The 25430-nt window shown below is 45.0% G+C and carries 17 protein-coding genes; 14 read left to right on the forward strand and 3 right to left on the reverse strand.

Translation table 11 applies throughout. The annotated features are described in order from the left end of the window. Positions 1 to 165: 165 nt before the first annotated feature. The 4 genes from ABIE27_RS13745 (at position 166) to ABIE27_RS13760 (ending at position 6254) form a co-directional block, all read left to right on the forward strand. Complete coding sequence (locus tag ABIE27_RS13745; protein WP_429350720.1) at positions 166 to 2481, forward strand: helix-turn-helix domain-containing protein; 2316 nt, start codon at positions 166 to 168, stop codon at positions 2479 to 2481. A 288-nt stretch (positions 2482 to 2769) separates the two neighbouring features. Continuing rightward, positions 2770 to 3624: an ABC transporter permease gene (locus tag ABIE27_RS13750; RefSeq protein WP_123063785.1), complete on the forward strand. Its 855-nt coding sequence runs from the start codon at positions 2770 to 2772 to the stop codon at positions 3622 to 3624. 27 nt (positions 3625 to 3651) lie between these two features. Next, positions 3652 to 4578 (forward strand): carbohydrate ABC transporter permease, encoded by a 927-nt coding sequence (locus ABIE27_RS13755; RefSeq protein WP_251503561.1) that lies wholly within the window; start codon positions 3652 to 3654, stop codon positions 4576 to 4578. Positions 4579 to 4613: 35 nt separating this feature from the next. Then, positions 4614 to 6254: an ABC transporter substrate-binding protein gene (locus ABIE27_RS13760; RefSeq protein ID WP_123063469.1), complete on the forward strand. Its 1641-nt coding sequence runs from the start codon at positions 4614 to 4616 to the stop codon at positions 6252 to 6254. 126 nt (positions 6255 to 6380) lie between these two features. Here ABIE27_RS13760 and ABIE27_RS13765 read toward each other — a convergent pair whose 3' ends face one another. Beyond that, positions 6381 to 7523, reverse strand: coding sequence for a glycosyl hydrolase family 8 (locus ABIE27_RS13765; protein WP_429350721.1), 1143 nt, complete (start codon positions 7521 to 7523; stop codon positions 6381 to 6383). 291 nt (positions 7524 to 7814) lie between these two features. On the opposite strand from ABIE27_RS13765, the gene ABIE27_RS13770 reads away from it, so the two are divergent. The 7 genes from ABIE27_RS13770 to ABIE27_RS13800 all read left to right on the forward strand — a co-directional run bounded on the left by ABIE27_RS13770 (position 7815) and on the right by ABIE27_RS13800 (position 15104). Then, complete coding sequence (locus tag ABIE27_RS13770; protein WP_429350722.1) at positions 7815 to 9098, forward strand: SGNH/GDSL hydrolase family protein; 1284 nt, start codon at positions 7815 to 7817, stop codon at positions 9096 to 9098. Positions 9099 to 9153: 55 nt separating this feature from the next. Further along, entirely contained in the window at positions 9154 to 9921 is a 768-nt protein-coding gene (locus tag ABIE27_RS13775; protein WP_123063466.1) for an alpha/beta hydrolase, read from the forward strand. Between the two features lie 37 nt (positions 9922 to 9958). Continuing rightward, complete coding sequence (locus tag ABIE27_RS13780) at positions 9959 to 10591, forward strand: glycoside hydrolase family 11 protein (RefSeq protein WP_123063465.1); 633 nt, start codon at positions 9959 to 9961, stop codon at positions 10589 to 10591. A gap of 94 nt (positions 10592 to 10685) precedes the next feature. Beyond that, positions 10686 to 11528 (forward strand): formylglycine-generating enzyme family protein, encoded by an 843-nt coding sequence (locus ABIE27_RS13785; protein WP_123063464.1) that lies wholly within the window; start codon positions 10686 to 10688, stop codon positions 11526 to 11528. Positions 11529 to 11779: 251 nt separating this feature from the next. Further along, positions 11780 to 12493: a beta-glucanase gene (gene bglS, locus ABIE27_RS13790; RefSeq protein WP_123063463.1), complete on the forward strand. Its 714-nt coding sequence runs from the start codon at positions 11780 to 11782 to the stop codon at positions 12491 to 12493. Positions 12494 to 12668: 175 nt separating this feature from the next. Continuing rightward, positions 12669 to 13247 (forward strand): hypothetical protein, encoded by a 579-nt coding sequence (locus ABIE27_RS13795; RefSeq protein ID WP_429350723.1) that lies wholly within the window; start codon positions 12669 to 12671, stop codon positions 13245 to 13247. Positions 13248 to 13466: 219 nt separating this feature from the next. Beyond that, positions 13467 to 15104, forward strand: a complete 1638-nt coding sequence (locus tag ABIE27_RS13800; RefSeq protein ID WP_429350826.1) for an extracellular solute-binding protein — start codon at positions 13467 to 13469, stop codon at positions 15102 to 15104. Between the two features lie 119 nt (positions 15105 to 15223). On the opposite strand, the gene ABIE27_RS13805 is transcribed toward ABIE27_RS13800, so the two are convergent. After that, the gene (locus ABIE27_RS13805) at positions 15224 to 16864 is read right to left on the reverse strand and encodes a response regulator (protein WP_123063461.1); all 1641 of its coding nucleotides are present in this window, start codon (positions 16862 to 16864) and stop codon (positions 15224 to 15226) included. 9 nt (positions 16865 to 16873) lie between these two features. Further along, a complete protein-coding gene (locus ABIE27_RS13810) occupies positions 16874 to 18583 on the reverse strand; it encodes a sensor histidine kinase (protein ID WP_123063460.1) in 1710 nt (569 codons plus the stop codon). A 145-nt stretch (positions 18584 to 18728) separates the two neighbouring features. Between ABIE27_RS13810 and ABIE27_RS13815 the strand changes: the two genes are divergently transcribed. From ABIE27_RS13815 to ABIE27_RS13825, 3 genes are read left to right on the forward strand one after another with little or no spacing between them, the layout of a single operon-like run. After that, positions 18729 to 19679, forward strand: coding sequence for an ABC transporter permease (locus ABIE27_RS13815; protein WP_373323151.1), 951 nt, complete (start codon positions 18729 to 18731; stop codon positions 19677 to 19679). An 18-nt stretch (positions 19680 to 19697) separates the two neighbouring features. Beyond that, complete coding sequence (locus ABIE27_RS13820) at positions 19698 to 20576, forward strand: carbohydrate ABC transporter permease (RefSeq protein ID WP_123063459.1); 879 nt, start codon at positions 19698 to 19700, stop codon at positions 20574 to 20576. Between the two features lie 42 nt (positions 20577 to 20618). Next, complete coding sequence (locus ABIE27_RS13825; protein WP_429350724.1) at positions 20619 to 25094, forward strand: carbohydrate binding domain-containing protein; 4476 nt, start codon at positions 20619 to 20621, stop codon at positions 25092 to 25094. The last annotated feature ends 336 nt before the right edge of the window (positions 25095 to 25430 follow it).

Consider the following 25430-nt stretch of genomic DNA (forward strand, 5'->3'; position numbering starts at 1 on the left):
AGCGGCACATTACACTGTAGAAATCAAGTATTGTATAGCTGCAGGTGTAAATGTACCATAGGGAAGAAGTTGTACCTTCACTGTTCAGAAATGCCCGTTGTATCATGAAATGATGATTATAAACCGATAAATGTAAGCGCTTGATTAGAAAAAGGGGGGAGTACAATGAAACTCCTATGGTCCAAATTTTCACCGATGTTCCGCCGTTTTTTGATTTCGTATGTAATCATTCTAATGATTCCACAGATCGCCGGATACGCTTCCTACCGCGCATCCATTGAAGCGGCGAGGGCCAGCTCAATCGAAAATAGTCTGAAGTCTCTGAATTTGGGAAAAGAAATCATTGAACGAAATCTGCTACAGGTCGAAGCGTTTACGAGGCAACTAGCCATCAATCAGGATCTGTACCGTTTGATTGCCGATCCCAAACCACTGGATACCTACAATGTTTATGGCATAGGTAAAATGCAGCGAAGTTTATCGATGTACAGCAGTACAAACGAATACTTATCTCATTTTTTTATTTACATTCCAAACTATAACGTCATTATTACACCCAATACGGTCTATTACAGACCAGAACATTATTACGCAGCCAACGCGATGGAGGGTATGACCTTCGAACAGTGGAGCGAACATATTTTGAAAAAGCCACACTTTAATGAGATTATTCCACTTCAAAACTACAAACGTGAAATAAGCAGCAACTTGCGTACCACGGCACCGGCAATTACCTTTCTGCAATCCTTGCCACTGAATAGTTTCAATAAACCACAGGCTACCATTGGTGTATTAATTGATGAAGATGAGATGGCAAGCCTCACACAGCATATCGTTGATCAATATGGCGGGTGGACTTTGGTTAGTGATGCGAGCGGCGAAATTATTTTTTCTCGCGGCATTGATGAGAGAGAAGCCCAGCGCTTAGCTCAAAATGTCGGTGACGATTCGAATGAGGTACAACCAATTGAGGATGGGCGACTGCTCATATCCATTCATTCAGATCGAAACGGCTGGAGTTATATGGCAGGTATTCCCGAGAAAGCACTTATGACCAATGCGGATCAGATCAAAAAAGTGACATTGGTCTTCACGCTTGCAACATTGATGCTTGGCTTAGGTTTTGGACTGATCCTGGCCTATCGAAACAGTGCACCCATCTATAAACTGTTGTCTGCCTTCCGAGAACAAGTCAGTGAGCCTTCGGGTAAAAGGCGTAATGAGTATGATTTTCTGGCAAGCCATATTCATCATTTGATCGCCAATAATCAATCGCTCGAGAACGCGCTGAATGAACAAATTCCTCTCTTGCGAGACGGATTCATCAAACGTTTGCTTACAGGTGAGTTCTATACTACTCGTGAATTGGAAGCCATTTCTTCTCAGACACAACTCTCCATTGAGAACAGCCAGGGAATTACTGGTCTGCTCAAGGTGAACGGTTATGCGAGTCTGGATAGCGAAGAGACGATTCAGGAGCTTGGTGTGGCGAAATTGATTATCAGACAGACGATGACAGAATGGAACGCCGATGTGCTGATGACGGACTGGGGCACAGATCAGATTGCTTTTATATGTCCCGTAACCGACATGCCGCTAGATACAGCGATCCTTCATTGTGAGTCTGAACTCAGCAGATTAACCGAACTCATTTATACGGAATACCGGATATCAACAACAATCGGTACCGGAGCTGAGTACGAAGTTTGGAATGACGTAGGCCGTTCATTTGATGAAGCCAAACAGGCCATGGAATATGCGATTCATATGGGAGTGGATGAGCTCGTCCGATTCGAAGATACATTGAAGGAAAATGAAATGTACTATTATCCCATTGAGTCAGAACAGCGCTTGCTGAATACGATCAAGGCAGGAGAAATGGAAGAGGCTCTTCGTATTTTGGATCAGCTGTTTGTACGCAATTTCGAAGAGCGCGAACTTTCCTATGAGATGGCACAGCAATTTGTTATGGAGTTAAAGGGAACTTACCTCAAGCTGGATGAGCCTAAAATCAAACACGATGATTCCTTTGCAGAAGAATACAAAAACGGTGTCGCCAGTATTCAGATTACCGATTCCATTGCCGCATTACGGGGTAAATTCAAGCGCTTAACCGAAGACATCTGCAAAGAAGTGCTGCGAAAAAGATCATCCACACATGCGGATACCGTACAAGAAATTACGTGTTACATTGAAAATCATTATGGCGACGCAAATTTGACGATCTGCCGAATCTCCGAACATATGGGGAAATCCGAAAAATTCATCTCCCAACTATTTAAAGAGCATACCGGCGAGAATCTTTCCGATTATGTGGAGCGGGTGAGGATCAATGCAGCGTCTGGACTGCTTCGGGAAAGTGATCAAACCATCGATGAAATTGCACTTTCTACGGGATATAACAGTGCGCATTCTTTCCGCAGAGCATTCAAGCGTGTACGCGGCATTTCACCAAGTGTATTTCGGAAGATGGATAATTAGGGCGGTGAATGTACGCTGCCGATATAGTATTTATGCGTATAATGTACGCTGATTTCCGAGATGTACCTTTACGATTCCTTCAGGTCAAACTTATGATATGGGCACAAAGAAAGCGCTACCAATACAAGGTGACGCTCACTTCAACCATAGGATTTATTGACTGGGGGGATGATTCTGAGAACAACAATGACAAGTGAAAGCAAGTCAAGTGTGAAGGAGCGCAAGAGATCAACGTTACAGCATGCGCTAGCCAGAAGTTTCAGGAGGCATTGGCAGTTATATCTGCTTATTTTGCCTCCGGTGGTGTACTTTATCGTTTTCAAATATGTACCGATGGTGAATACGGTCCTCGCATTTAAGGATTATAACGTCATCAAAGGAATATGGGGGAGCCCGTGGGCTGGCACCAAGTATTTCGACCTGCTTTTCCAGAATCCCGCTTTTATGATGTTAATCAAAAATACGCTTCTCATCTCATTTTACAGTCTCATCGTCGGGTTTCCGATCCCGATCTTGCTGGCACTGGCTTTGAATGAAATCAAAAACATGAAGTTTAAGAAAACCGTGCAGATGGTAACCTACGCACCTTATTTCATATCGACGGTGGTTATGGTATCGATTATCATGTTATTCCTCTCACCGAGGCTTGGTATTGTCAATACCATAGCAGGCGCACTTGGCTTTGAATCGGTGAATTTCCTTGGCAATCCAGATATGTTCCGGTCGATCTACGTCTTTTCTGATGTATGGCAGAGTATGGGATATTCAGCAGTCATCTATTTGGCTGCGCTTGCCGGGATTGACCCTTCATTGTATGAGGCCGCCAAAGTGGATGGAGCCAATCGGCTGCAGAAGATCATTAACGTGGATTTGCCCGGCTTGTTGCCGGCAGCCGTCATTATTTTGATTCTAAGTGTCGGAAATATCATGGCGGTGGGATTTGAGAAAATATATCTGCTGCAAAATCCTCTAAACTTATCGGCTTCCGAGATTATCTCAACGTATGTGTACAAAATGGGACTACTCAATGCGAACTATAGCTTCGCTACAGCAGTTGGTTTGTTCAACTCTGTCATTAATCTCATCTTATTGTTAACTGTCAATGCAGCCGCAAAACGGCTGTCCAATACAAGCCTATGGTAACCACACGGAGGGGAGGAGACTTGAAGGATGTCTAATTTACAATCACAGGCAGGTCGTTCACGAGCGAACAAAAACCCTGTCATTAGAGAATCGCTTGGGGATCGTCTGTTTATTACGGCGATCTACATCATTCTGTCACTCGTGCTGGTTGCTGTGCTGTATCCATTGATCTACATCGTAAGTTCGTCACTCAGCAGTCCGTCAGCCGTTTCTTCAGGCAAGGTATGGCTCTGGCCGGTTGATCTGTCATTCGAAGGATACAAGGCCGTATTGCGAAATGAACAAGTGCTGATGGGATACGCAAACTCATTGTTTTATACAATTTGCGGTACGTTTATCAGCGTAGCGTTAACGATAATGATCGCCTACCCACTTTCCAAAAAGACTTTTGTCGGACGCAGCACGCTGATGATTTTCATTACGTTCACAATGCTCTTTGCTGGTGGTTTGATTCCAACGTATCTGGTTGTTAAATCCCTGGGACTCATTGATACACGCTGGGCACTTCTGATTCCAAACGCGATCTGGGTATGGCAGGTCATTATTGCACGTACTTTCTTTCAAAATTCCATTCCGGATGAACTTTCAGAGGCGGCTGATATTGATGGCTGCAGCGATATTCGGTTTATCTTCAGTGTAATTCTGCCGCTTGCCAAGCCAATTGTGGCTGTGCTGTCGTTGATGTACGCAGTTGGTCAATGGAATGCCTATTTCGACGCACTGATTTATTTGAAATCACAGTCGCTCTACCCGCTACAGCTGATCTTACGAAGTATTCTAATTCTCGGCAGCTCAGGAAATATGGACGCTTCTGAAATGATCAAACAGCAGCAAATGGCTGAACTGATGAAGTACTCCTTGATTGTCATGGCTAGCTTACCGGTTCTGATCATCTATCCATTTGTACAGCGTTATTTCGTGCAAGGCATGTTGATTGGTTCAGTTAAAGGATAAGTTCAATTACAACTTTCATGAGGGAGAGGATTTTATTGAGGAAAACAAGTGCATTGATACTCGCTTGTGTGTTGCTTCTTACGTTGGTACTTGCAGGTTGCTCGTCTTCGGAAAAAGGCAGTGGTGAAGTAGATGCGAATGGAAAAGTCCCGATGAATGTATTTGTGCACCAAGGATCGGATATGAACCTGGCTACGAATAAATTCACTAAGAAGATGGAGGAAAAGTTCAACATCAAGTTTAATTGGACGACAGTTCCTTTTGACGGAGCAGCTGAAAAAAGACAGATATCCCTTGCTTCCGGGGATTATCCAGATCTGTACCTGCTTATCCCTTGGGTCGATCGTTTCTCACAGACAGACTTGTTGAAGTTTGGGCAACAGGGCGTAATCCTGCCGCTGAACGACCTGATTGATCAGCATGCGCCTAACATCAAGAAGGTGCTGGATAGCAATGAGTATTACAAAGCAATGAATACCGCGCCTGACGGTAAAATCTATGGACTGACCGGGCTGAATGAATGTTTTCACTGTTCGTATCCAAACAAGATGTGGGTGAATACCAAATGGATGGAGCAGCTGAATATCAAAGAACCAACAACGACAGAAGAGTTCCGGGAGATGCTGAAAGCGTTTAAAACGAAAGACCCGAACGGAAACGGCAAGGCAGATGAAGTGCCGCTGAGTGGTTCAACGGAAAACTTTGGTGTACACATTATTCCATATCTGATGAATGGTTTCATCTATGACGATGACCGGAACTACCTCATCCTGAATCAGGGCAAAGTTGAAACGGTAGCGAATAAACCGGAGTGGAAAGAAGGTCTTACGTACATCAAATCCTTATACGATGAAGGGCTGATTGATCCGGGTGCTTTTACACAAAATGTCGGTGCCTTCAAGAAAATTGGAGACAACGCCGAAGCGCAGCTTCTGGGCGCAGGAGCGGCTATGCATCCATCCTTGTTCGTGACTACAGCTGAAGGGTCACCTTACGGCAATGATTATAATCCAATTCCGCCATTAAAAGGGCCGAATGCTGAATATGCATCGTACAACTATCCGGTTGATCCGGGAGCAACATTTGTATTGACCAACAAAGCCAGTGAGCAAACGCAGATCACAGCAATAAAAATGCTGGATTACTTCTACACCCAAGAAGGAGCTATGGCTTCCTATCTAGGAGAAGAGGGCACAAGCTGGCGTAAACCGGAGGAAGGTGAAGTAGCCCTGAACGATCAGGTGCAACCACTCTACAAAGCTATTCCGCTTCCATCCGGGGAAGAGCCTCGCAACGACAGCTGGTCTGCACTCAGCCAGTACAATCATCACCGGGCATATCGTGATGCAGAAGTACAGGGAACAGACATCTATGCGAACGACGGATATGAACGTCGCCTGTATGAAGCTACATTGTTGATGGAAGGCAAGGAACCTAAAGAGGTATTCCCGCATTGGGCATTGTGGGTTGATCCGTCCCTTGCGGATGAAACGAGCATGATGCAAACTAATATCAAGGATTATATCGACCAGAACGCACTACAATTCATCACAGGAGCAAAGAGTTTGGATAAAGACTGGGATGAATATGTAAAAGGACTGGAAGGTCTGAATATGAATCGTTATCTGGAAATTATGCAGTCCGCCTATGATGCTTCATCCGTATCATCCAAGTAAAAAAACAATGGTAAGACGGACCTTGCTCGCGGTATGCGACCGGGCCCGTCTTTTTTGTCGTCTTTGCGTCTATATCCTGATAGAACCAATGGCAGAGTCGGTGTAGCAAAATTAGAAAATATTATCTTAATACATCCTGTATCTCCCGCTTAAGGCAAGCATCGTGAAGAAATAAAGACAGTTATCATAATAACGACGTTTTCCCTGGCGGAGAGGTGTGTTCCAGAATAGCTTGACAAAAGCATCTGCATGAGGGCCATCTGCTGCCAGTGAAGCCATCGCATTGGTTGCCAGCAAACCTACAGGGTGCAGTGCAGGTTCGTCAAAAGGCTCACCTTCAATCGTGTAGCGGCGATAATCCGCTACGTCGATATTACTGAAAAAGGCCTGTATGCGGTTCGATTGTTCCACTTGCCACGTGTCTTTACCGAACCATGCCCAGTCTAATGCAACATTGGCTGCCACGCGGTAGGCATCGCTGTAGAAGTGCCTGAAATCCCCATGCGGCTGAATCGGAGCAGGGGTACCATCGTAATTGGCATATTCCGGAGAAAGTCCGGTTACCGGGTGACAGGCTGTATGCAGATAAGCGCGGCTTGCTTCGGCAGCTTCTTTCCAAAAAGTTTGATCTTCTTCGTTCGCATATGTAGCAAACAGCTCGTAAAAATGGGGCAGGTGATAGGAAGGATCACTAAAAGGAGTCTCGGGAATGAACTTGATCAACTTGTTGCTTGGCTCCCACATGGGATCACCTTTGCCTTCTTCGCCCTTATGCACACAGGCATGAAGGATCTTTCGGGCTTGAGATTTATAGTCATAAGGAGCGGGTCCATCTCCCCAGCGATTGGATGCAAAGAACAAAGCCATAGCAAAAAACTCTTCGCCATCAGGAGCAGGCCCTGGAGACAGACGAGTCCCATCAGGCTTGCAGTGCCACGCAAAATAATCCTTGTAACGTCCTTCTGTATGCTGCATATACGTGACTGCGTAATTCCACAGCCGGTCAAATTCCTCTTTCTTGTCCATCTGTACAGCCATCATCATGCCATAGGACATACCTTCGGAACGAATGTCGTCGTTGCCTGTGTCCAGCATGTAACCTTTGTCTTCGCCAACGGGATAGTAGATTCGTGTATATTCGTCTCCATAAAATAGATCATTCCAGGTCTGTTCCAGCCTTGCGTTGATTTCTTCTTTGCTATACCCCGATTGGTGAAAAAGATTGACATATGTACCTGTCCTATAAGCGCCTTTTCCTGTGATATTCATGAGATCCTCCTTCAAAAATGCTTATATATGCAAGTATATCATTCGTAATACTACTCAAATTAAAGCGTTTACATGGAAAATTATAGGTGTGTTATACCATCTATTTCCATTTAGTGATGCGGATGATATATTTAGTCAAGTCCTATAGTTTATCAGGTTGTTGTTAAATTATGTAAGCGCTACACTCGGAGAGAAGGAACCGCCTGATATCGACATCAATCAAGTCCAGGTTTCTTCACATGGCAATACTCAGAGTGTAAATTTTCGCTGGAAGGTTGGTGAGGATGTAACATGCTTGGCGATTCAGGAGATGTAGATGAGAATCAAGGAACCAATGCACCACGTGACCCCGTAGAAGTTACTGTTTCATCATTTGAGGCTGAATTTGATTATAACTCTCCGACTTATCTTGACATGATTGACAGATCACTCCTGAATTTAGGGAACAACGTCAGATTAAAGAGAGCTATCGAAAAAGCTAGACGTGGTGAACCTGTTGTCATTGCTTTTATTGGGGGATCGATTACTCATGGCGCTGGTGCAGCACCGATTCATCTCCAAAGTTATGCCTACCACTCCTATGAACACTTCAAAAAAATGTTCGCTCCTATGGACAGCGATGCAGTGCAGCTGATCAAGGCGGGTGTAGGCGGGACGCCTTCGCAACTTGGCGTCATTCGTTATGAGCGGGATGTGCTCCGAGATGGCAGCGTGCAACCGGACATTGTCATTATCGAGTTTGCGGTAAACGATGCTGACGATGAGACGCGTGGAAACTGTTACGAAAGCTTAGTGTTGAAAGCGCTTGCTTCAGGTAACGAACCAGCAGTCATCCTGCTTTTTAGTGTATTTAAAAATGATTGGAATCTTCAGGACCGTCTCGCTCCTGTGGGCTTTCATTATGATCTGCCTATGGTGAGCATGAAGGATGCTCTTGTAGAGCAATTTCAGAAGACGAAAGACGAAGGTGGCGTTATAACTAAAGAGCAGTACTTCCATGATATCTATCATCCCACTAATGTGGGACATCGAATCATGGCGGACGCACTGGGGAATTTGTTTCGTGTTACAGATCGTACAAATCTCGATCAGAAAGAAGATGAATTAACGGATTTACCGATTATTGGAAATGATTATGTGAATGTCAAACTGTTGGATCGGAAAAACGGGGAGCAGATTGCCCAGATTGAATCAGGGAGCTTCTGTCTCATCGACACAGAGCTACAGATGACTGAGATGGACGATCATGATTATGGTACACCGCTTTTCCCGAATAACTGGATGTACGTTCCTGGCGAAACAGCAGGCGACAAAGGTTTCGAGCTGCATTTGCGGTGCAGCCGGCTCATCCTGATCTTTAAAGACTCGGACAGTGATAAGTTCGGAACCGCCCACATAAAAGTGGATGGAGAACTTGTCAAAGAGGCGGACCCGCACCAAGTGAACTGGACTCATTGCCATGCCATGCTTCTATTTAGCAACAAGGAAGTGGGGAAACATGTTATCGAGATTGACATGGCACCTGGCCAGAAGGACAAGCAGTTCACGATTTTGGGTTTTGGTTACGTTGATTAGCGGGAATTTGATTTGAGGCTAGAGGATTATGCTAACCGTGAAGGGAGTAAGGTTAATGATAGCTTCAGCATCTGCTGGTTTTGACCAGTATCGTGGTAACATAACACGCGGCGTAGTTGAAACGATAGAGTATGATTCCAAGACGGTTGGCAACGTGCGTAAAGCGATGGTATATACGCCGCCGGGTTTTTCTTCGGAGCTTACCTATCCTGTACTCTATCTGCTGCACGGAATTGGAGGGGATGAGAAGGAGTGGCATACCTATGGCTCTCCGGCAATCATCCTGGACAACCTCTATGCCGATCATCTCATCCAACCAATGATTGTTGTTTGTCCTAATGGACGCGCAATGTCTAACGACGTTGCAGAAGGTGACCTCTTTGATCCTGAGAAAATTCGGGCATTTGAACAATTTGAATTCGATCTCATTCAGGATCTTATCCCGTATATGGAGTCCCGTTACCCGGTAGCTCAAACGAGGGACAAAAGAGCCATTGCCGGCTTGTCCATGGGTGGAGGACAGTCATTAAACATTGGACTGCGTAATCTGGAGCATTTTGCATGGGTCGGTGCTTTTTCAGCAGCGCCAAACACCAAAGAACCTGAGGTGCTTATCCCTGATCCGGCTCGGGCTTCATCACTTTTGTCATTGCTTTGGGTATCTTGTGGAGATCAGGATAACCTGATTCAGATTAGTGTTGATGTTCATGAACATTTGAAGCAGCAAGGCGTACCTCATATTTGGTATGAAGAGAGCGGCGGTCATGACTGGCCCGTGTGGAAGAATGATCTGTATCTTTTTTCACAACGTCTCTTCAAGTAAGTAAACAAAAAACTAAAATATCAGGAGGGTTTTCCTTATGTTCAAATTCGGTAAAAAATTGTTAACTGTTGTTCTTGCAGCTTCCATGAGTTTTGGTGTATTCGCCGCTACGACAGGTGCTACAGATTACTGGCAGAACTGGACAGATGGCGGGGGTTACGTTAATGCTGTGAACGGTTCTGGTGGGAATTACAGCGTAACTTGGCAAAACACAGGTAATTTTGTCGTTGGTAAAGGTTGGACTTACGGAACACCTAATCGTGTAGTTAACTACAACGCTGGCGTATTTTCACCTTCCGGCAATGGCTATCTGACGTTCTATGGCTGGACCCGTAATGCACTTATTGAGTACTATGTGGTAGATAACTGGGGCACATACCGTCCGACAGGAACTTACAAAGGTACGGTAAACAGTGATGGTGGTACGTATGACATCTATACAACGATGAGATACAATCAGCCATCCATTGATGGGTATTCAACATTCCCGCAATACTGGAGTGTTAGACAATCCAAACGTCCAATTGGTGTGAACTCACAGATTACATTCCAAAATCACGTAAATGCGTGGGCGAGCAAAGGAATGTATTTGGGCAATAGCTGGTCCTATCAAGTGATGGCCACTGAAGGATACCAAAGTAGCGGTAGCTCGAATGTGACTGTTTGGTAAGCGTCATTATCATTTATTTTCAAGCCTAGATTCGAGCAAGGCAGGTCTATGGATCTGTCTTGCTATCAATTCCCGTTTTAAAGGAGACTTCCAGATGAGAAAGTGGATGGTATTTCTGCTCATCGCAGCGGTTGTTGGATTAAGTGCTTGTTCGACAGGTGGCAGTACAACCGTGAGCGATGATCTTGTATTGGTAGAGGGTGGGGCATTCAAGAGCAGTAAAACCAGTTATAGCGGCAAAGACATCACAGTGTCTGACTTTTATATCGGCAAATATGAAGTAACCCAGAAACAATGGGCTGACGTTATGGGAGACAATCCCTCTGGTTTTAAAGGTGAAGACCGACCCGTTGAAAGAGTGAGCTGGTACGATGCAATCGAATACTGTAATGCACGTAGCATGAAGGAAAACCTCAAACCGTATTACACCATTGATAAAGAAACGATGGATACGAAAAATAAGAATGAAAACGATAACGTCAAATGGACTGTAACCATCAATGAAGATGCGAATGGATATCGTCTGCCAACGGCAGAAGAATGGGAATATGCCGCAAGTGGCGGACAAAAGAGTGAGAATTTTACTTATAGCGGAAGCAACAATCCAGACGAAGTGGCGTGGTACTGGATGAATGCCGGTGAAAAACCGTTAACAGGAGACTGGAACTGGCCTGCCATTGAAAACAATCGGAATCAAACGAAGCCAGTCGGTCAGCAGAAGCCCAATGAACTAGGCATTTATGATATGTCTGGTAATGTTAGAGAATGGTGCTGGGACTGGCACAGCCATCCGGAAACCCCGGACAACACTTGGAGAGTCAGCAAGGGAGGCGGCTGGGTTAGCAGTGTAAATACAGAAGAGATTTCATATCCAGGAAAATTCGATGCGAATGGCCTGGGTCCCGATCAGGGATTGCGAGTCGTACGTAGTAAATAAGGAGGCCCGTTCATTTAAAATGGGCCTTTGTGCATTTCTCCCGAAAAAGGGAGAGAAATCTTAAAAAATGAATATGTTTTCTTTAAACTTTGCTATAGTTCACCCTTTATGAAGGATATAAAATGGAAATACCAACCAATGTAAGCGCTTTTAAAAATGATTAAAACGATCAACTGACTGATAATCCAAGAGCGAAAGGGAGTTTTAAGACATTCGTTTACCCGGTTGGAATCAGAGATGGAGGTGTATTGATGAAGAGGAAGACGTGGTTCACATTAATCGTATCGGGAGTGGTTTCATTATTTATTTCGGTAAGCGCTTTCGCAGGGTGGGTGTTTTGGGAACCACTGACGTATCACAATGCAAGTACCTGGCAGAAGGCGGATGGGTATTCCAACGGTTCCATGTTCAATTGTACGTGGCGGGCAAATAATGCTAATTTTACGAATGATGGCAAGCTGCGGTTGAGTCTGACAAGTCCTTCAAACAACAAGTTTGATTGTGGAGAATATCGGTCAACGAATACTTACGGGTATGGTCTTTACGAAGTAAGCATGAAGCCTGCTAAGAATACAGGGATTGTATCCTCTTTCTTCACCTATACCGGTCCTGCTCATGGCACACAATGGGATGAGATTGATATCGAGTTCCTGGGCAAAGACACAACGAAAGTACAATTTAATTATTATACGAACGGCGTTGGCAATCATGAGAAAATCGTTAATCTGGGCTTCGATGCATCCCAGGGATTCCACACCTATGCATTTGATTGGCAGCCAGGTCATATCAAGTGGTACGTCGACGGTGTGCTGAAACATACAGCTACAACCAATATTCCGAAAACACCAGGTAAAATTATGATGAATATCTGGAATGGAACGGGTGTGGACGGGTGGCTCGGTTCCTATAATGGTGCTAATCCATTGCATGCCGAATATGATTGGGTGAAATATACGAGTAATTAACAGAAGCTCACGGGCACGTACGACTAGCGCAATAAACTGCATGAAACAGAGGAGCGGATTACTTCCGCATTCCTCTGTTTTTTTATGATTATTTTCAACCTTTACAGAACAAACGAAACGTAAGATGATGAAGGAAAAGGGTAAAAACGATTCCACTTGGAGAGGATGGAAAACCATGAGTATGAGTAACAACAACGATACCAATAACAACCAATCACCTGAGCAGTTTATCGAACTGTTAGGTCAACCATATGATGCCAAGCACGTACAAACCTTGCTGGAACCTTTCGGTGTGAAAAAAATAGGGAAGCCAGACGGTCCTTTTCAGGACGACATCATCTGGTCAGTTAAAGCTTCTGTGCGTATTGATGTGTATCGCTCCCCCAAAATCAATACGTTAACCGGACGTGATGATCTCCCTGCGGATGAGTGGATCATTGGAGCGTTTCATTTTCTTGCACCGGGTTCGGACGATCGAATTAAAAAACCGTTTGCCGGACAAATGCCCAAAGGTATAACGATGAATGCAACACCTGACGCATGGATTGAAGCATATGGTCAACCGGATATCTACGAGCAAGGTGACTGGCTTGGCGGCAGCGGTCCTTATCTGGCTTGGCGCAAATCTGACATCAATATTTCAGTCGAATATGAAACGGATGAGGACAGCAGTGTGATCACATGTGTTAAGTTTTGCTTAATTGGCTGCATGGGTGCCTGGAGAAGTGATTACCCGGAAGTGTTTGTCCCCTGATAAGTAAGAGAGACAAAAGTAAGACGTTGTAATAATGCAACATCGGTATTCACTTTTTAATATCCTAAATTAATACAATAAATGTTGCAATATTAGTATGGGCATCCATATGGTTCATTCATTATGATGGACTCTGTAGACAACATCACTACATACAGGGGGACACACAAGTTGAGAACAATCAAGAAAAGAAAGATTGGCGGTTTGGCTTTGGCAGGAATGTTGGCGCTTACAGCAGTTCTGAGCGGATGTAACAGTGGAGCAAGTAAAGAGGCTGCACCAAGCACACCGAGTGCTGCACTGGAATTGAAGGACGGGAAGTATGATCCACCCGTAAAACTAACTTATTTACGTCCTTGGGGACCCGAAATCAAATTCAAGTCTGGTGAAGATCAGGACAATAACGTGCACACGAAATGGGCAAAAGACAAGCTCGGTATTGAATTGAAAAATCAATGGGTGTCACCATCCACCAACAACGCGTTTGAAACGAAGCTTCGCCTGTCGCTGGCTTCCAATGCAGAAATGCCGGACATCATCTCATATCGCGGCGATTTCAATCTTGCACGTGAGTTGATTGAAACGGGCAAGTTCGTCGATGCTGGCGAATTGTTTGACAAATACGCAAGCGATACCTGGAAAGCTGCCGTGAATGAAGACCCTTCCGTATGGTATCCGTACATGCAGGATGGTAAACGGATTGGTATTCCGATTCTGGATTACTCCTACAATAGTGATCCGGTGATGTGGATTCGCGAGGATTGGATGAAGAAGTTTAATTTAAAAGCACCTGAAACGCTGGCTGATCTTGAAGTGATTATGGAAACGTTTACGAATAAAGACCCGGATGGCAATGGTAAAAAAGACACCTACGGTCTGACCATCGGATTCAAAAACTGGCTCAGCACATGGATGTCTGATGCTGGGTGGGTCTTCGGAGCCTACGGCACGATGCCAAATCAGTGGAATCTGAACGCAGAAGGCCAACTGGAGTACGGTTCTGTAAATCCAGGAGCAAAACAAGCTTTGGCAACACTGGCTGACTGGATGAAAAAAGGGTATATTCCAGAAGAAGCCGGGGTATATGATGAAACCAAAGCAGCAGAAGAATTTACAGCAGGTAAAGCAGGGATTGTCGTAGGGCCTCACTGGATGCCGTCATGGCCGCTCGAAGATGTGAAGAAAAACAATCCGGAAGCGGAGTACAAAGCTTACCCGATTCCATCTGGACCTGATGGCAAGGCAGGCAGACGCGGTACCGCGAACGACAACGGTGTAGTTCTGATTAACAAAGATATGAAAAACCCGGAAGTCTTTTTCACTTATCAAAACTATCTGTTTGATCACTATGCAAATCCAAAAGCAGGTGATGAATTCGAATACGGCTTCGCTGAAGGTTATGACTGGGCAATGAAAGACGGCAAACCAACAACGGATGCAGCTGTGACAGGCGGTTATGCTCCTGAGAAATACACATTAACGTTTGATGGTGCACGTATCCCGAGTCTGAACATGACTACGCTTGCGAAGTTTGCTAACGGTGAGGAAGCAACAACACCTTTCGAGAAAAAACTTAAGTCTGGCGTACCGGTACCAATGGTGGAAGCGGCCAAGATTGTTCAGGATCAAAAAGATATCGCTTTAAAACAGATGTTCACTGGTGCACCAACGATGTCAATGCAAATGAACAACGACATCTTAACCAAAATGGAGAAGGACCTGTTCTCGCAAATCATCTATGGTAAAGCTCCGATCGATGCTTTTGATACGTTTGTAGAGAAGTGGAAATCTTCCGGTGGAGATCAAAATACGAAGGAAGTTAATGAGTGGTACCAATCTGTAACTAGTGGAAAGTAAGTACGAGCTAAAGCAACTAAATCTTGTCCGTTATTTCATTCACACCAAGCTGCTCAAGCAGGTGAAAAAGTACAAAGAAAAGGCCTTGCCGGAAACCATTCCAGCGAGGCCTTTTTGCTTCACACCGGCAGATTCTCTCTATATTCCTGCGGTGTCAGATCGTAAAACTTCTTAAATACCCGAATAAAATACGCCGTGTTGTTGTAGCCGACAAGCTCCGCAATTTCGAATACCTTGGCGCTGGACGAACGCAAATAGTAAGCTGCTTTTTCCATCCGTAACCGATAGACATAGGCTGTCAGCGCTTCTCCAGTCTCTGCCTTATACACTTTGGATAGATACACCGGGTGCAGGTGGACATGCTCGGCAATAGCCGGTAAGGAGACATCGGAAGCCAGATGCAGATCCACAAAGCTTTTGACGCTGCGAACGATGGTACTGTGATTGTCCTTCAACTCCTGTTCTGCGTCTTCACTGATGGAATGAAGTGTACGGATCGACCAGTCTTTCAACTGCTGGGCGGTAGCATAGCTTGGAGCCTGGAAGTATTTATACGTTTCGGCAGGCAGGACAGAAGAGATCTGTTTTCCGTTCTTGTGGATGATATAAGCAAAAGCCCCAGCCAAAGCATGATAAACCTCAATCGTTGTTTCTGCGATATCATGATGCTGCGCCGATTCGAGCAATTCCTCGAAAATGACCTCAATCTTCTGTTCCACATCGTCAAAGCGACCGGCTTCCAGAAGACTGATTAGGGTTGGAGGCTTATACAGAGAGCGGATGGCAGGGAGGGGATGTACATCCTTATCATCTGAAGCCGTAATAAACAAACCTTGAGCATGTCCCATACGCTTCCGCATGGATCTGACAGCACTCTCATAAATCTCTCCAATCTCATTAGGAAACTTGCCCCAGTGAGACACAGCGATTGAAATAGCCCCTTTTAAATATAACTGTACGTTTGTCTGGATTTGGGCAGCGTAGTGTTCCAGTAGCGCTTGAGGTTTCTCCTCTTTGCTCACACTATGCATGCCGCCTTTTTTGACACTAACCAGCACAACCAGATAATCATGAACATCCCGCGTATGCCACATATGAAAATGGTGCTGCGTCACCTCGCTGATAATGTTGCTAATGGCATACTGCATCAGCGAAAGATCATGGTCAGCCATCTCGGATAGATGCTCTTCCATCCGAATGACCAGCATGCCCAGTTCCTCGCCAACCGAATAGGGCAGATCTAGTAATTCCAGCTTGTCTGCGAGTGCGGAGGGAGAATAGGTTTTTCCTGTCAGCAATTCATGAAGCATCGTAGATTGCAATAAAGGCAAGTTATCCTGGAATGCATGCAGGGCACGTTGATAGGAGGCCGCCGCTTCCCATTTTTGCTTGATTCGGTCAACAAGCCGCTGTACGGTTTCGATCAGGTCTTCATCACTTACAGGCTTCAGCAAATAATCAAAGCTTTCTTGAGCCATGGCTTGTTTGGCGTATTCGAAGTCAGCAAAGCCCGAGAGTAAAATCGTCTGCACATGCGACCATTTTTCGTGAATTGCCGTGATTAACTCAATACCGGACATCTCCGGCATGCGAATATCAGTGATTACGATATCAATATCATGATTCTCCATAATTTCCAGTGCTACGGCACCTGACAAGGCTTCGTGTACAGTGCCGATTCCGCAGCTTTCCCACGGAATGGTTTCCGCCAGCGTTTCTACAACCGAACGTTCATCATCAACTAACAAAATTTGTAACATTTACTTCACCTACTCATTGATATTGTTGTACCATGTAATGCTTACCTTAACGCCTCCGCCAGGCGTATGTTCATAGCTTAAACCCGCATCTTCACCATACAAAAAAGACAAACGCTGATGAACATTCCAAGTTCCGCATCCCATGTTGCCATCGAGCGGTTTGTTAAGATTATCGACCAACTCTTGCATCTGATTCTCAGTCATACCCAGCCCGCTGTCCTCGACGGTGATCGTACACATTTCATCCGTATGATGGCCTGTTATGTTGATATGACCGTCTTCGGTACGGGGTTCAATGCCATGAATGATAGCGTTCTCAACGATAGGTTGCAAGCTTAAACGGGGTAACGTTTTATGCAGCATATCGTCCGGTACATCGATGGTAAAATGCATGCGTTCCAGCCGGAGCGCCTGGATTTCCAAGTAATTTTTCACCATGGTCAGCTCTTCTTTAATGGTGGCCTGATCATTCTCGGATCTGGTGATGTATCGATAATACTCACCTAAATTCAGCGCCATTGCCACAACGGCTTTCTCATTTTTCATCCTTGCCATATTTTTGATGTAGAAGAGGCAATTGTATAGGAAATGCGGGTTAATCTGTGATTGCAACTGCTTCAATGTGGCTTCACGTCTTCGGAGTTGTTCTTCGTATACATTCTCAATCAACTCCTGAATTCGCTGCGCCATGATGTTAAATCGTGCAAACAATAAACTGAATTCATTACGTGACGAATGATGCAGACGAACGGAGAAATCTCCAGTCGACAAACGGTTCGTTCCCTTTACGAGCTGAAGCAATGGGAGCTGCACACTACGATACAGCACATACAAAACCACAACACTCATAGCAATCAAAACGGCTATGGAAGCGTAGAAGAGATTCCGACTATTTGTGATCGGGCCTAAAATTTGCTGCATAGGCACGTAGTCTACATAGTACCATCCCAGACTGTCTGAATGTATGTACGAGACATAGTATTCTGTACGGTCAAGCGTCGTGGTGAATCCGCCCTTTCCCTGCAAAGTCATCTCTTTCAGCTTGGACTGAATCGCAGTCAATGTGCCATTTCCACTCGTGTTGCTAATTAAGCCAAACTCGGGATGGAACATAAAAGGGTCACCTTTGTTATTCAATTTGTTCTGATCCAGCATGCTGGTCAGATGATACACGGGAAAGCTGATCTTGGTAATCAGTCTCGACTTCCCAGGAGTGTCGATCGCTGTCGTTGGATCGGTCGTGTACCACACAAATTGATTATGCTTATATGCCCATGATTTCGAAAGCGGCTTGGAAAATTCATCCTCTTCGTACGGGATATAAGCATAATAATCCGTGGAAATGACTTTTTGCAACCTTGGAAAATAAAGGGTGATAGTGGAATGCCATTTGCTGGCTGCATTATACAGATTCATTTTTTCAAGAATAGCACTTCCGACTTTGACACGTTCATAAGGCACATCTTTGTAATCCGGCCGCTGATATTCCTGTATGCTCGAATCTTGCCCAATGGACATCCCATAGAGGGATAGTTGGTAAATGTTGGATTCTACAGAGTCGGCAAAAGTGGACAAATGATTCATCGTATTGTTCTGAATTTCGTGTTCGATCACCCGTACACTTTCCCGGTTTGAATAGGTGTACAGAAACAAAACCAGGACAAGCAATGCTACAAACAACAGTGTAATTTTGGTAAAGACATTCAGACGAGCGAACAATGCGGGGCCTCCTCAACTCATTAAAATATTGTTATCGTTGTTGCAATATTAGGATATAGATTGCTAATAACCGTTGCTATAATTTTAATATACAAGTTCATATCCACTTGTAAAATACAAATTTTAGAACATGGGGGATGTAGGGGTGAAGGAACATACGTTAGAAACGCCTCGCAAAGGGCGTGCCATCAAGGCAAGACAGCGCTGGAACATGCAACGGAATTGGTCCTTGCATTTGATGCTCGTACCAGCGGTTTTGCTGGCAATTGTATTTCAGTACATACCAATGGGCGGGATTGTGATTGCTTTCCAGGATTTTAAACCATACCTCGGATTTACCGAATCCAAATGGGTAGGTTGGGATAATTTCAAGTATTTATTTTTATACCCGGACGTAGGCCAGGTCATCTGGAATACACTGGTCATTGCATTTTTCAAAATAATCGCAGGTTTAATTGCTCCATTCCTGTTCGCGATTTTGTTGAACGAAGTTCGTTTAAATGCCTTTAAAAGGGTCAGTCAAACACTGGTTTATCTTCCGCATTTTCTGTCATGGGTAATCCTGGGCGGAATATTGCTTGATATTCTATCGCCGCAGGGGGGCATGGTGAACAAACTGGTGGTTGCACTGGGCGGAGATCCGATCTTTTTCCTGGGGGATGGAACTTGGTTTCGGATAACACTGATTGTTAGTGATGTTTGGAAAGAATTTGGCTTTGGCACGATTGTATTTCTGGCTTCTCTGTCCGGTATTAACCCGGCACTGTACGAAGCTGCGGAAGTGGACGGTGCGAACCGGTTCAAACAAACACTGCACATTACAATTCCGGCCCTCATGCCGATTACAATCGTACTCATGACACTCTCCATCGGAAACATTTTGAATGCAGGGTTCGATCAGGTGTTCAACCTGTACAATCCGCTCGTTTATGACAAAGGTGATATCATCGATACCTTCGTATACCGTCTTGGTATCTTGAACGGAAAAATGAGCTTCGCAACGGCTGTAGGATTGTTCAAATCGGTCGTGGCAACCATTCTGATCGTTATCTCATATCGCATGGCTTACAAATTGGCGAATTACCGCGTGTTCTAGTAGAGAGGAGAAAAGGGCTTGTATTACAAAACAAAAGGCTATCGAATATTCAGCGTTGCGAACTATATTTTTCTGGGCGTATTATCACTGCTCTGCATTCTGCCTATCATTCATATTTTGGCCGTTTCGTTCAGCAGCATGGCACCGGCCTCAGCCAATCTTGTCGGTTTCTGGCCAATTGGCTTTACGACAGATGCATATGTCAAAACGTTCGGCAATTCAAATTTCATTAATTCCTTGCTGGTTTCGGTTAAACGAACAGTCATTGCTACCGTGATCGGAATGGTGATTATGTTACTTACCGCATTCCCGCTGTCGAAGGAAGATCTCAATTTCAAAGGCCGCTCGATCTACACCTGGTTCTTTGTATTTACGATTTTGTTCAGCGGAGGTTTGATCCCGAGTTATATTCTGATTCAAAAGCTGGGTCTGATGGATACGATCTGGGCGCTGGTATTGCCAGGTGCACTGTCCGTGTGGAATGTCATTCTGATGATGAACTTCTTCCGCGGTCTGCCTAAAGAGCTGGAGGAAGCGGCTTATCTGGATGGAGCAGGTCACATTAAAACGCTGGCGCTGGTATATATACCGCTGTCCATGCCAGCGATAGCAACCTTGTCCTTGTTTACCATGGTAGGTCAGTGGAACTCTTGGTTCGACGGCATGATCTATATGTCCGATGTCAAAAATTACCCACTGGCTTCCTTGCTACAAACCATTATCGTGCAGCAAGACCTCAGTAAAATCAACGTGGACCCATCCATGCTGGAGAATGTTTCCCAGCGTACGGTTCGCGCAGCACAGATTTTCATCGGGGCATTGCCGATTTTGGTCATATATCCATTCTTACAACGCTTTTTCGTTAAAGGTATCGTCATTGGGGCAGTAAAAGAGTAGTACTGCCCTGCAAGTGACCACACATTCTAGGGAGGAATATGAGTGAAAAAAGGGTTGGCTTGTCTCGTAGCAGGAAGCATGATCGTTTCACTGGCAGCTCCGGCTGTAGTCGGTGCAGAACAGATGAAGCAGCAAACGGTAACGGAGCAGGAGCAGGCGTCAAGCCTGCTTCGGGCGCCGTACAAAGATTTGCAAGGGCATTGGGCTGAAAAAGCAGTGATGCGTTTGCAGGATATGGCGCTGACTAAAGGTTATGCGGACGGCACATTCAGACCGAGTGAACGTATTAGCCGTGCCGAATTTGTTGTGATGCTCGACCGGGTGTTCGGATTCGCAGGAGGCCCCGGAGCGGCATCATACACAGATGTTAGTGAAAAAGACTGGTATTATGATGCAATCACACGAGCAAGTGGATCTGGCATTATTCAGGGTATCGATGCAACACATCTGTCTCCACAACTTCCGATTACCCGGCAGGATGCTGTCGTAATGGCAGATCGTGCGTTTCAATTATCGACAGGCAGCGAGAATCAACCGCTCGGTTCTGCATTTAAAGACGACAAAGATGTAGCTGACTATGCAAGAAATGCGATGAACTACTTCGTAAACAATAAATTTGTAAACGGATACAACGGAAATCTTGCACCTGAATCCAACATTACGAGAGCAGAAGCTGCTACCATCATGTCTACGTTGATAGCTGATATTAAAAGCAAACCAGGTACCTATGAATCCAAAGTAGAAGGTAATCTGATTATCCGCTCAACCGATGTGACACTGAAAAATACCACAGTTAATGGAAACTTGTTACTTACAGAAGCCATTGGAGAAGGTACAGTGAGGCTCGACGGAGTGACGGTCACTGGAAGTGTGATCGTGAAGGGCGGAGGAAACCACTCGATCGATATTCATAACTCTAAATTGAATCGAGTTGTGGTAGACAAAAACACAAGTCCGGTACATGTTGAGATCACAGGAGCAACACAGGTTGAAGAGCTATTTGTCGAAAACAAGGCTACAGTTGAGTTATCTGCCGAAGGTACGATTAATTCATTAAAAGTAAACCGTAAAGCCCGCAATACGGCTATTGATAGTAAAGGTCGTATCAAGCTTCTTGAAGTCGATGCCGCCAACGTATTGCTTAATGGGAAAGCGGTTGCACCAGGACAATACAAGGATAGCATTACGTCTGGGACAGGACAGTCGGAGCAACCAAACGCTGCTACACCAGGTACTTCTAACGGGGGTACTGGTTCTAGCTCAGGCGGGGGAGGCTCTTCCAATTCAGGCGGAACGACACCGTCCGTTCCGGGCATTCCTTCAGGTGAAAAACCGATTCCGGCAACGACGATTCCGGATGAGCATTGGGAAATGGTCTGGAATGATGAATTCAATGCGCCTTCCGTGGATGCATCCAAATGGACCGTTCAGGATACGGAGCTTGTGTACAACAATGAGTTGCAATATTACAGCCCGAATAACACACGTATTGTGAAGGATGGCAACCGCAATGTATTGCAGATTGAAGCAAAGCGGGAACAGAAGGGAAGCAAAAATTATACTTCCGGTAAACTGATTACGAAAGAGAAGGGCGATTGGACGTACGGAAAAGTGGTTGTGAGAGCCAAACTTCCCATCCAGCAGGGCATGTGGCCGGCAATCTGGATGATGCCTACGGATGAAGCGCATTATGGAGGATGGCCCGCTTCTGGTGAGATTGACATCATGGAGTTGATCGGCGGCAAAAACAAAGATCATGAAATCTACAGTACGATCCATTACGATTCCAAGAAAGCGGATGGCTCTCACGGACATGATCAGGGCAAATTTACATTGCCACAAGGTGAATCTTTTGCCGATGATTATCATGATTTCCAGGTAGAATGGTTGCCAGGCATGATTCGATTCTATGTAGATGGCAAGTTGCATCATCAGATTAACAACTGGCAGACAACGGCTGCGGGACAACCGGAAAGCTACACGTTCCCTGCACCGTTTGATCGCCCGTTCTATCTCATTCTCAATCTTGCAGTTGGCGGAGACTGGCCGGGATCACCGGAGAATGATTTTGTTTCCGAGAAGATGAATGTGGATTTTGTGCGAGTGTATTCGTATAAAAATATGGATCAATGGCCTGACGTGACTTCCAGTCCGATTGAGCCTGAGAAACAGCGCGCACCGCAAGCGGATGGTAACCAGATTTATAATGAGAAGTTTATCCAAGGTGTAGATACAACTGGTGTTCCTGCTGATTGGAATTTTATTACCAATGCAGGCGGAGAGGGCAAGGTTGAAGTCGTAGAGGATGAAGCGAAAGGCAAAGCAGCCAAAGTAACGATCTCCAAAGCAGGAACGGAAACCTATTCGGTTCAGCTCACCCAAATGCCGATGTATATCAAGAAAGACAAAAAATATAAAGTCGAGTTTGATGCAAAAGCTTCTGCAAACCGGGTTATCCGCTCCAAAGTAACTCAGTTTGAAAAAAGCTGGACGAATTACTCTGAAGAAAAAGCATTTTCAGTCACAACGGATTGGCAGCCTTATGAATACGAATTCAACATGCGTAATGGTTCCGACAACAATGCACGCTTCGAATTTAATCTGGGATTAAACGAAGGCGAAGTTTCGGTAACCAACGTGAGACTGACTGAGATTGGGGAGGCAGATCCACTCCCAGTGGAACGAAAAGCACTCCCGGATGGCAATTACGTATTCAATGGTACATTTGATCAAGGGAAACAACGGCTCGGCTTCTGGAACACTGAAATTCAGTCGGGTGCTGAAGCACAGGTATCCGTCAATAACTTCTTGAAATTCCCGATCATGGAGAGACAACTTGTTGTCGATGTGAAGAAAACAAATGGTCAGCCGGCACAGGTTGCTGTCACTCAGCCTGGTATGAAGCTGGAAGGTAACACGACCTACGGCTTCTCATTTGATGCCAAGGCAGATACGACAGGTGTTATGGATATCGGTTTATCTACCGAGGAAGGCCATAACGTACAAATGAATCAAGGGCAGCAGATTCAGATCGGGTCTGAGATGAAAACATACACTGGTGAAATTGTGATCGGAGAGGGTGCAGCTACAGCAACATCTGAATTAAAGCTTTTATTTGGCGGATCTACTGGCAAGCTTTATGTTGACAATGTGCGGTTGACGAAACGTGGAAAACCGGTAGCGATTCAGAATTATACTCATATTCCTGCCGCAGATGCTTACGTGATGCAGGGATTACAGCTTGAGAATTCCGATGAAGGCGGCGAGCATGTTAGCTATATGGATGAAGGAGATTTGCTTCAATTCAAAATAACAGCAGCGAACGACGGTGCATATGCCTTTTCAACACGAATGGCAAGTGCAAAAGACGATGCAAAGGTACGTTTTACAGTCAAAGATGAAGAAGGCCATACCGTTGCAAGTTCTAATCTGACGTTAGGCGATACGGGCGGCTGGCAAACGTACAAAACGGTGTATTTCCCGTCGGTATCTTTGAAAGCAGGGACAACGTATTACGTGAATTTTGAAGGAAACGAATATAACACACGCTGGCTGGACATTTCACGGAGCAAAGTAAAAAACGGTGAACTGAGCTCAGTAACATCGGATTGGATGGTGCCGGCTAGTGTCACTACGGTGACTTATAGCGATGACCAAGGGATTAGCTTGACTGTGCCTAGTACAACCCAGAATTGGTGGGACGCTATATTGCAGCAAGGACAGCTAACGCTTGAAGCAGGGAAAACGTATCGTCTAAGTTTTGATGCTTCGGCTTCAGTACCGAAACCGATGCAGGTGGTTGTATCGAAAACGGGCAGTGATGATGTGAAGTATTTGGAGCAGGCGGCTGAATTGACCACAACGAAACAGCCATATGCCTATACCTTTACTATGGGAGATACTGAGGATGAGGCAGGTTTGTTAAACTTCGGTTTGGGTCATTCACTGGAGCCAGCAGCCGAACATGTTGTATCCATTCAAAATGTAATGCTGTTTGAGGTCAATCCCGGCGCAGAAGAGGGTGGGCAACCTGTACATGTCAATCTGATCAAAAATGGTGACTTTACGCAAGGAACGAACGGCTGGTTCCCATATGCGGCCAGCAATAAACCGGAAGACTTGGTTCTCAGCGCGGAAAACCAGCAGTTACAGGCACGGATTGGTCAAGTCGGAGAGAATGCGTGGGACCGGCAATTGATCCAGGAAGGCTTTGCGATGCAGCAAGGTTATACTTATAAGTTGTCATTCAAAGCAAAAGCCGATAAAACACGCAAGCTGGGTGTAGGTATTGGCTGGGTGGATATCCCTGCGAACTACAAATGGACTGGATTCTATGGCAATCAAATGAATCTGACGACGGAAGAACAACAATTTACGTTTACGTTCCAAGCGAATGAAGCGAGTTATACGAACAGCCGAATTGTGTTTGACATGGGTAAGATTGATGGTACTGAGCAAGGCGATACCACGATTACACTGTCGGATGTGAATCTGGTTAATATGGGGAAAGCGCAATAAAACGTTATTATACGATGTAAAGGAACGATCATTAATGGAGTTGTTTCCAAATGTAAAACGATTATTCACAGATAGTCCAAGAAGAGACGAAGCAGAGATTCTCTGCTCGTCCTTTTTGCTTTGTAAATCGTTGGAATTTCCCTTCCATTGACAGATGAATACGTTATAACTTATTTTTAAATATTGTTGACAACCTATTTTTCTAGTAACTATAATTTATATTGTTTTGCCTATTTTATCTGTCAGTCACTTTTAAGGGGTTCCACCTGTGCGCGAAGCTCCTTCTCAAGAAACTGTCTACAGCGCCTGATCTTTTGCGCCCTTAAAACTTTATCA

Origin of the sequence: Paenibacillus sp. 4624 (genome assembly GCF_050435065.1) — a bacterium.
GTDB lineage: Bacteria > Bacillota > Bacilli > Paenibacillales > Paenibacillaceae > Paenibacillus > Paenibacillus amylolyticus_D.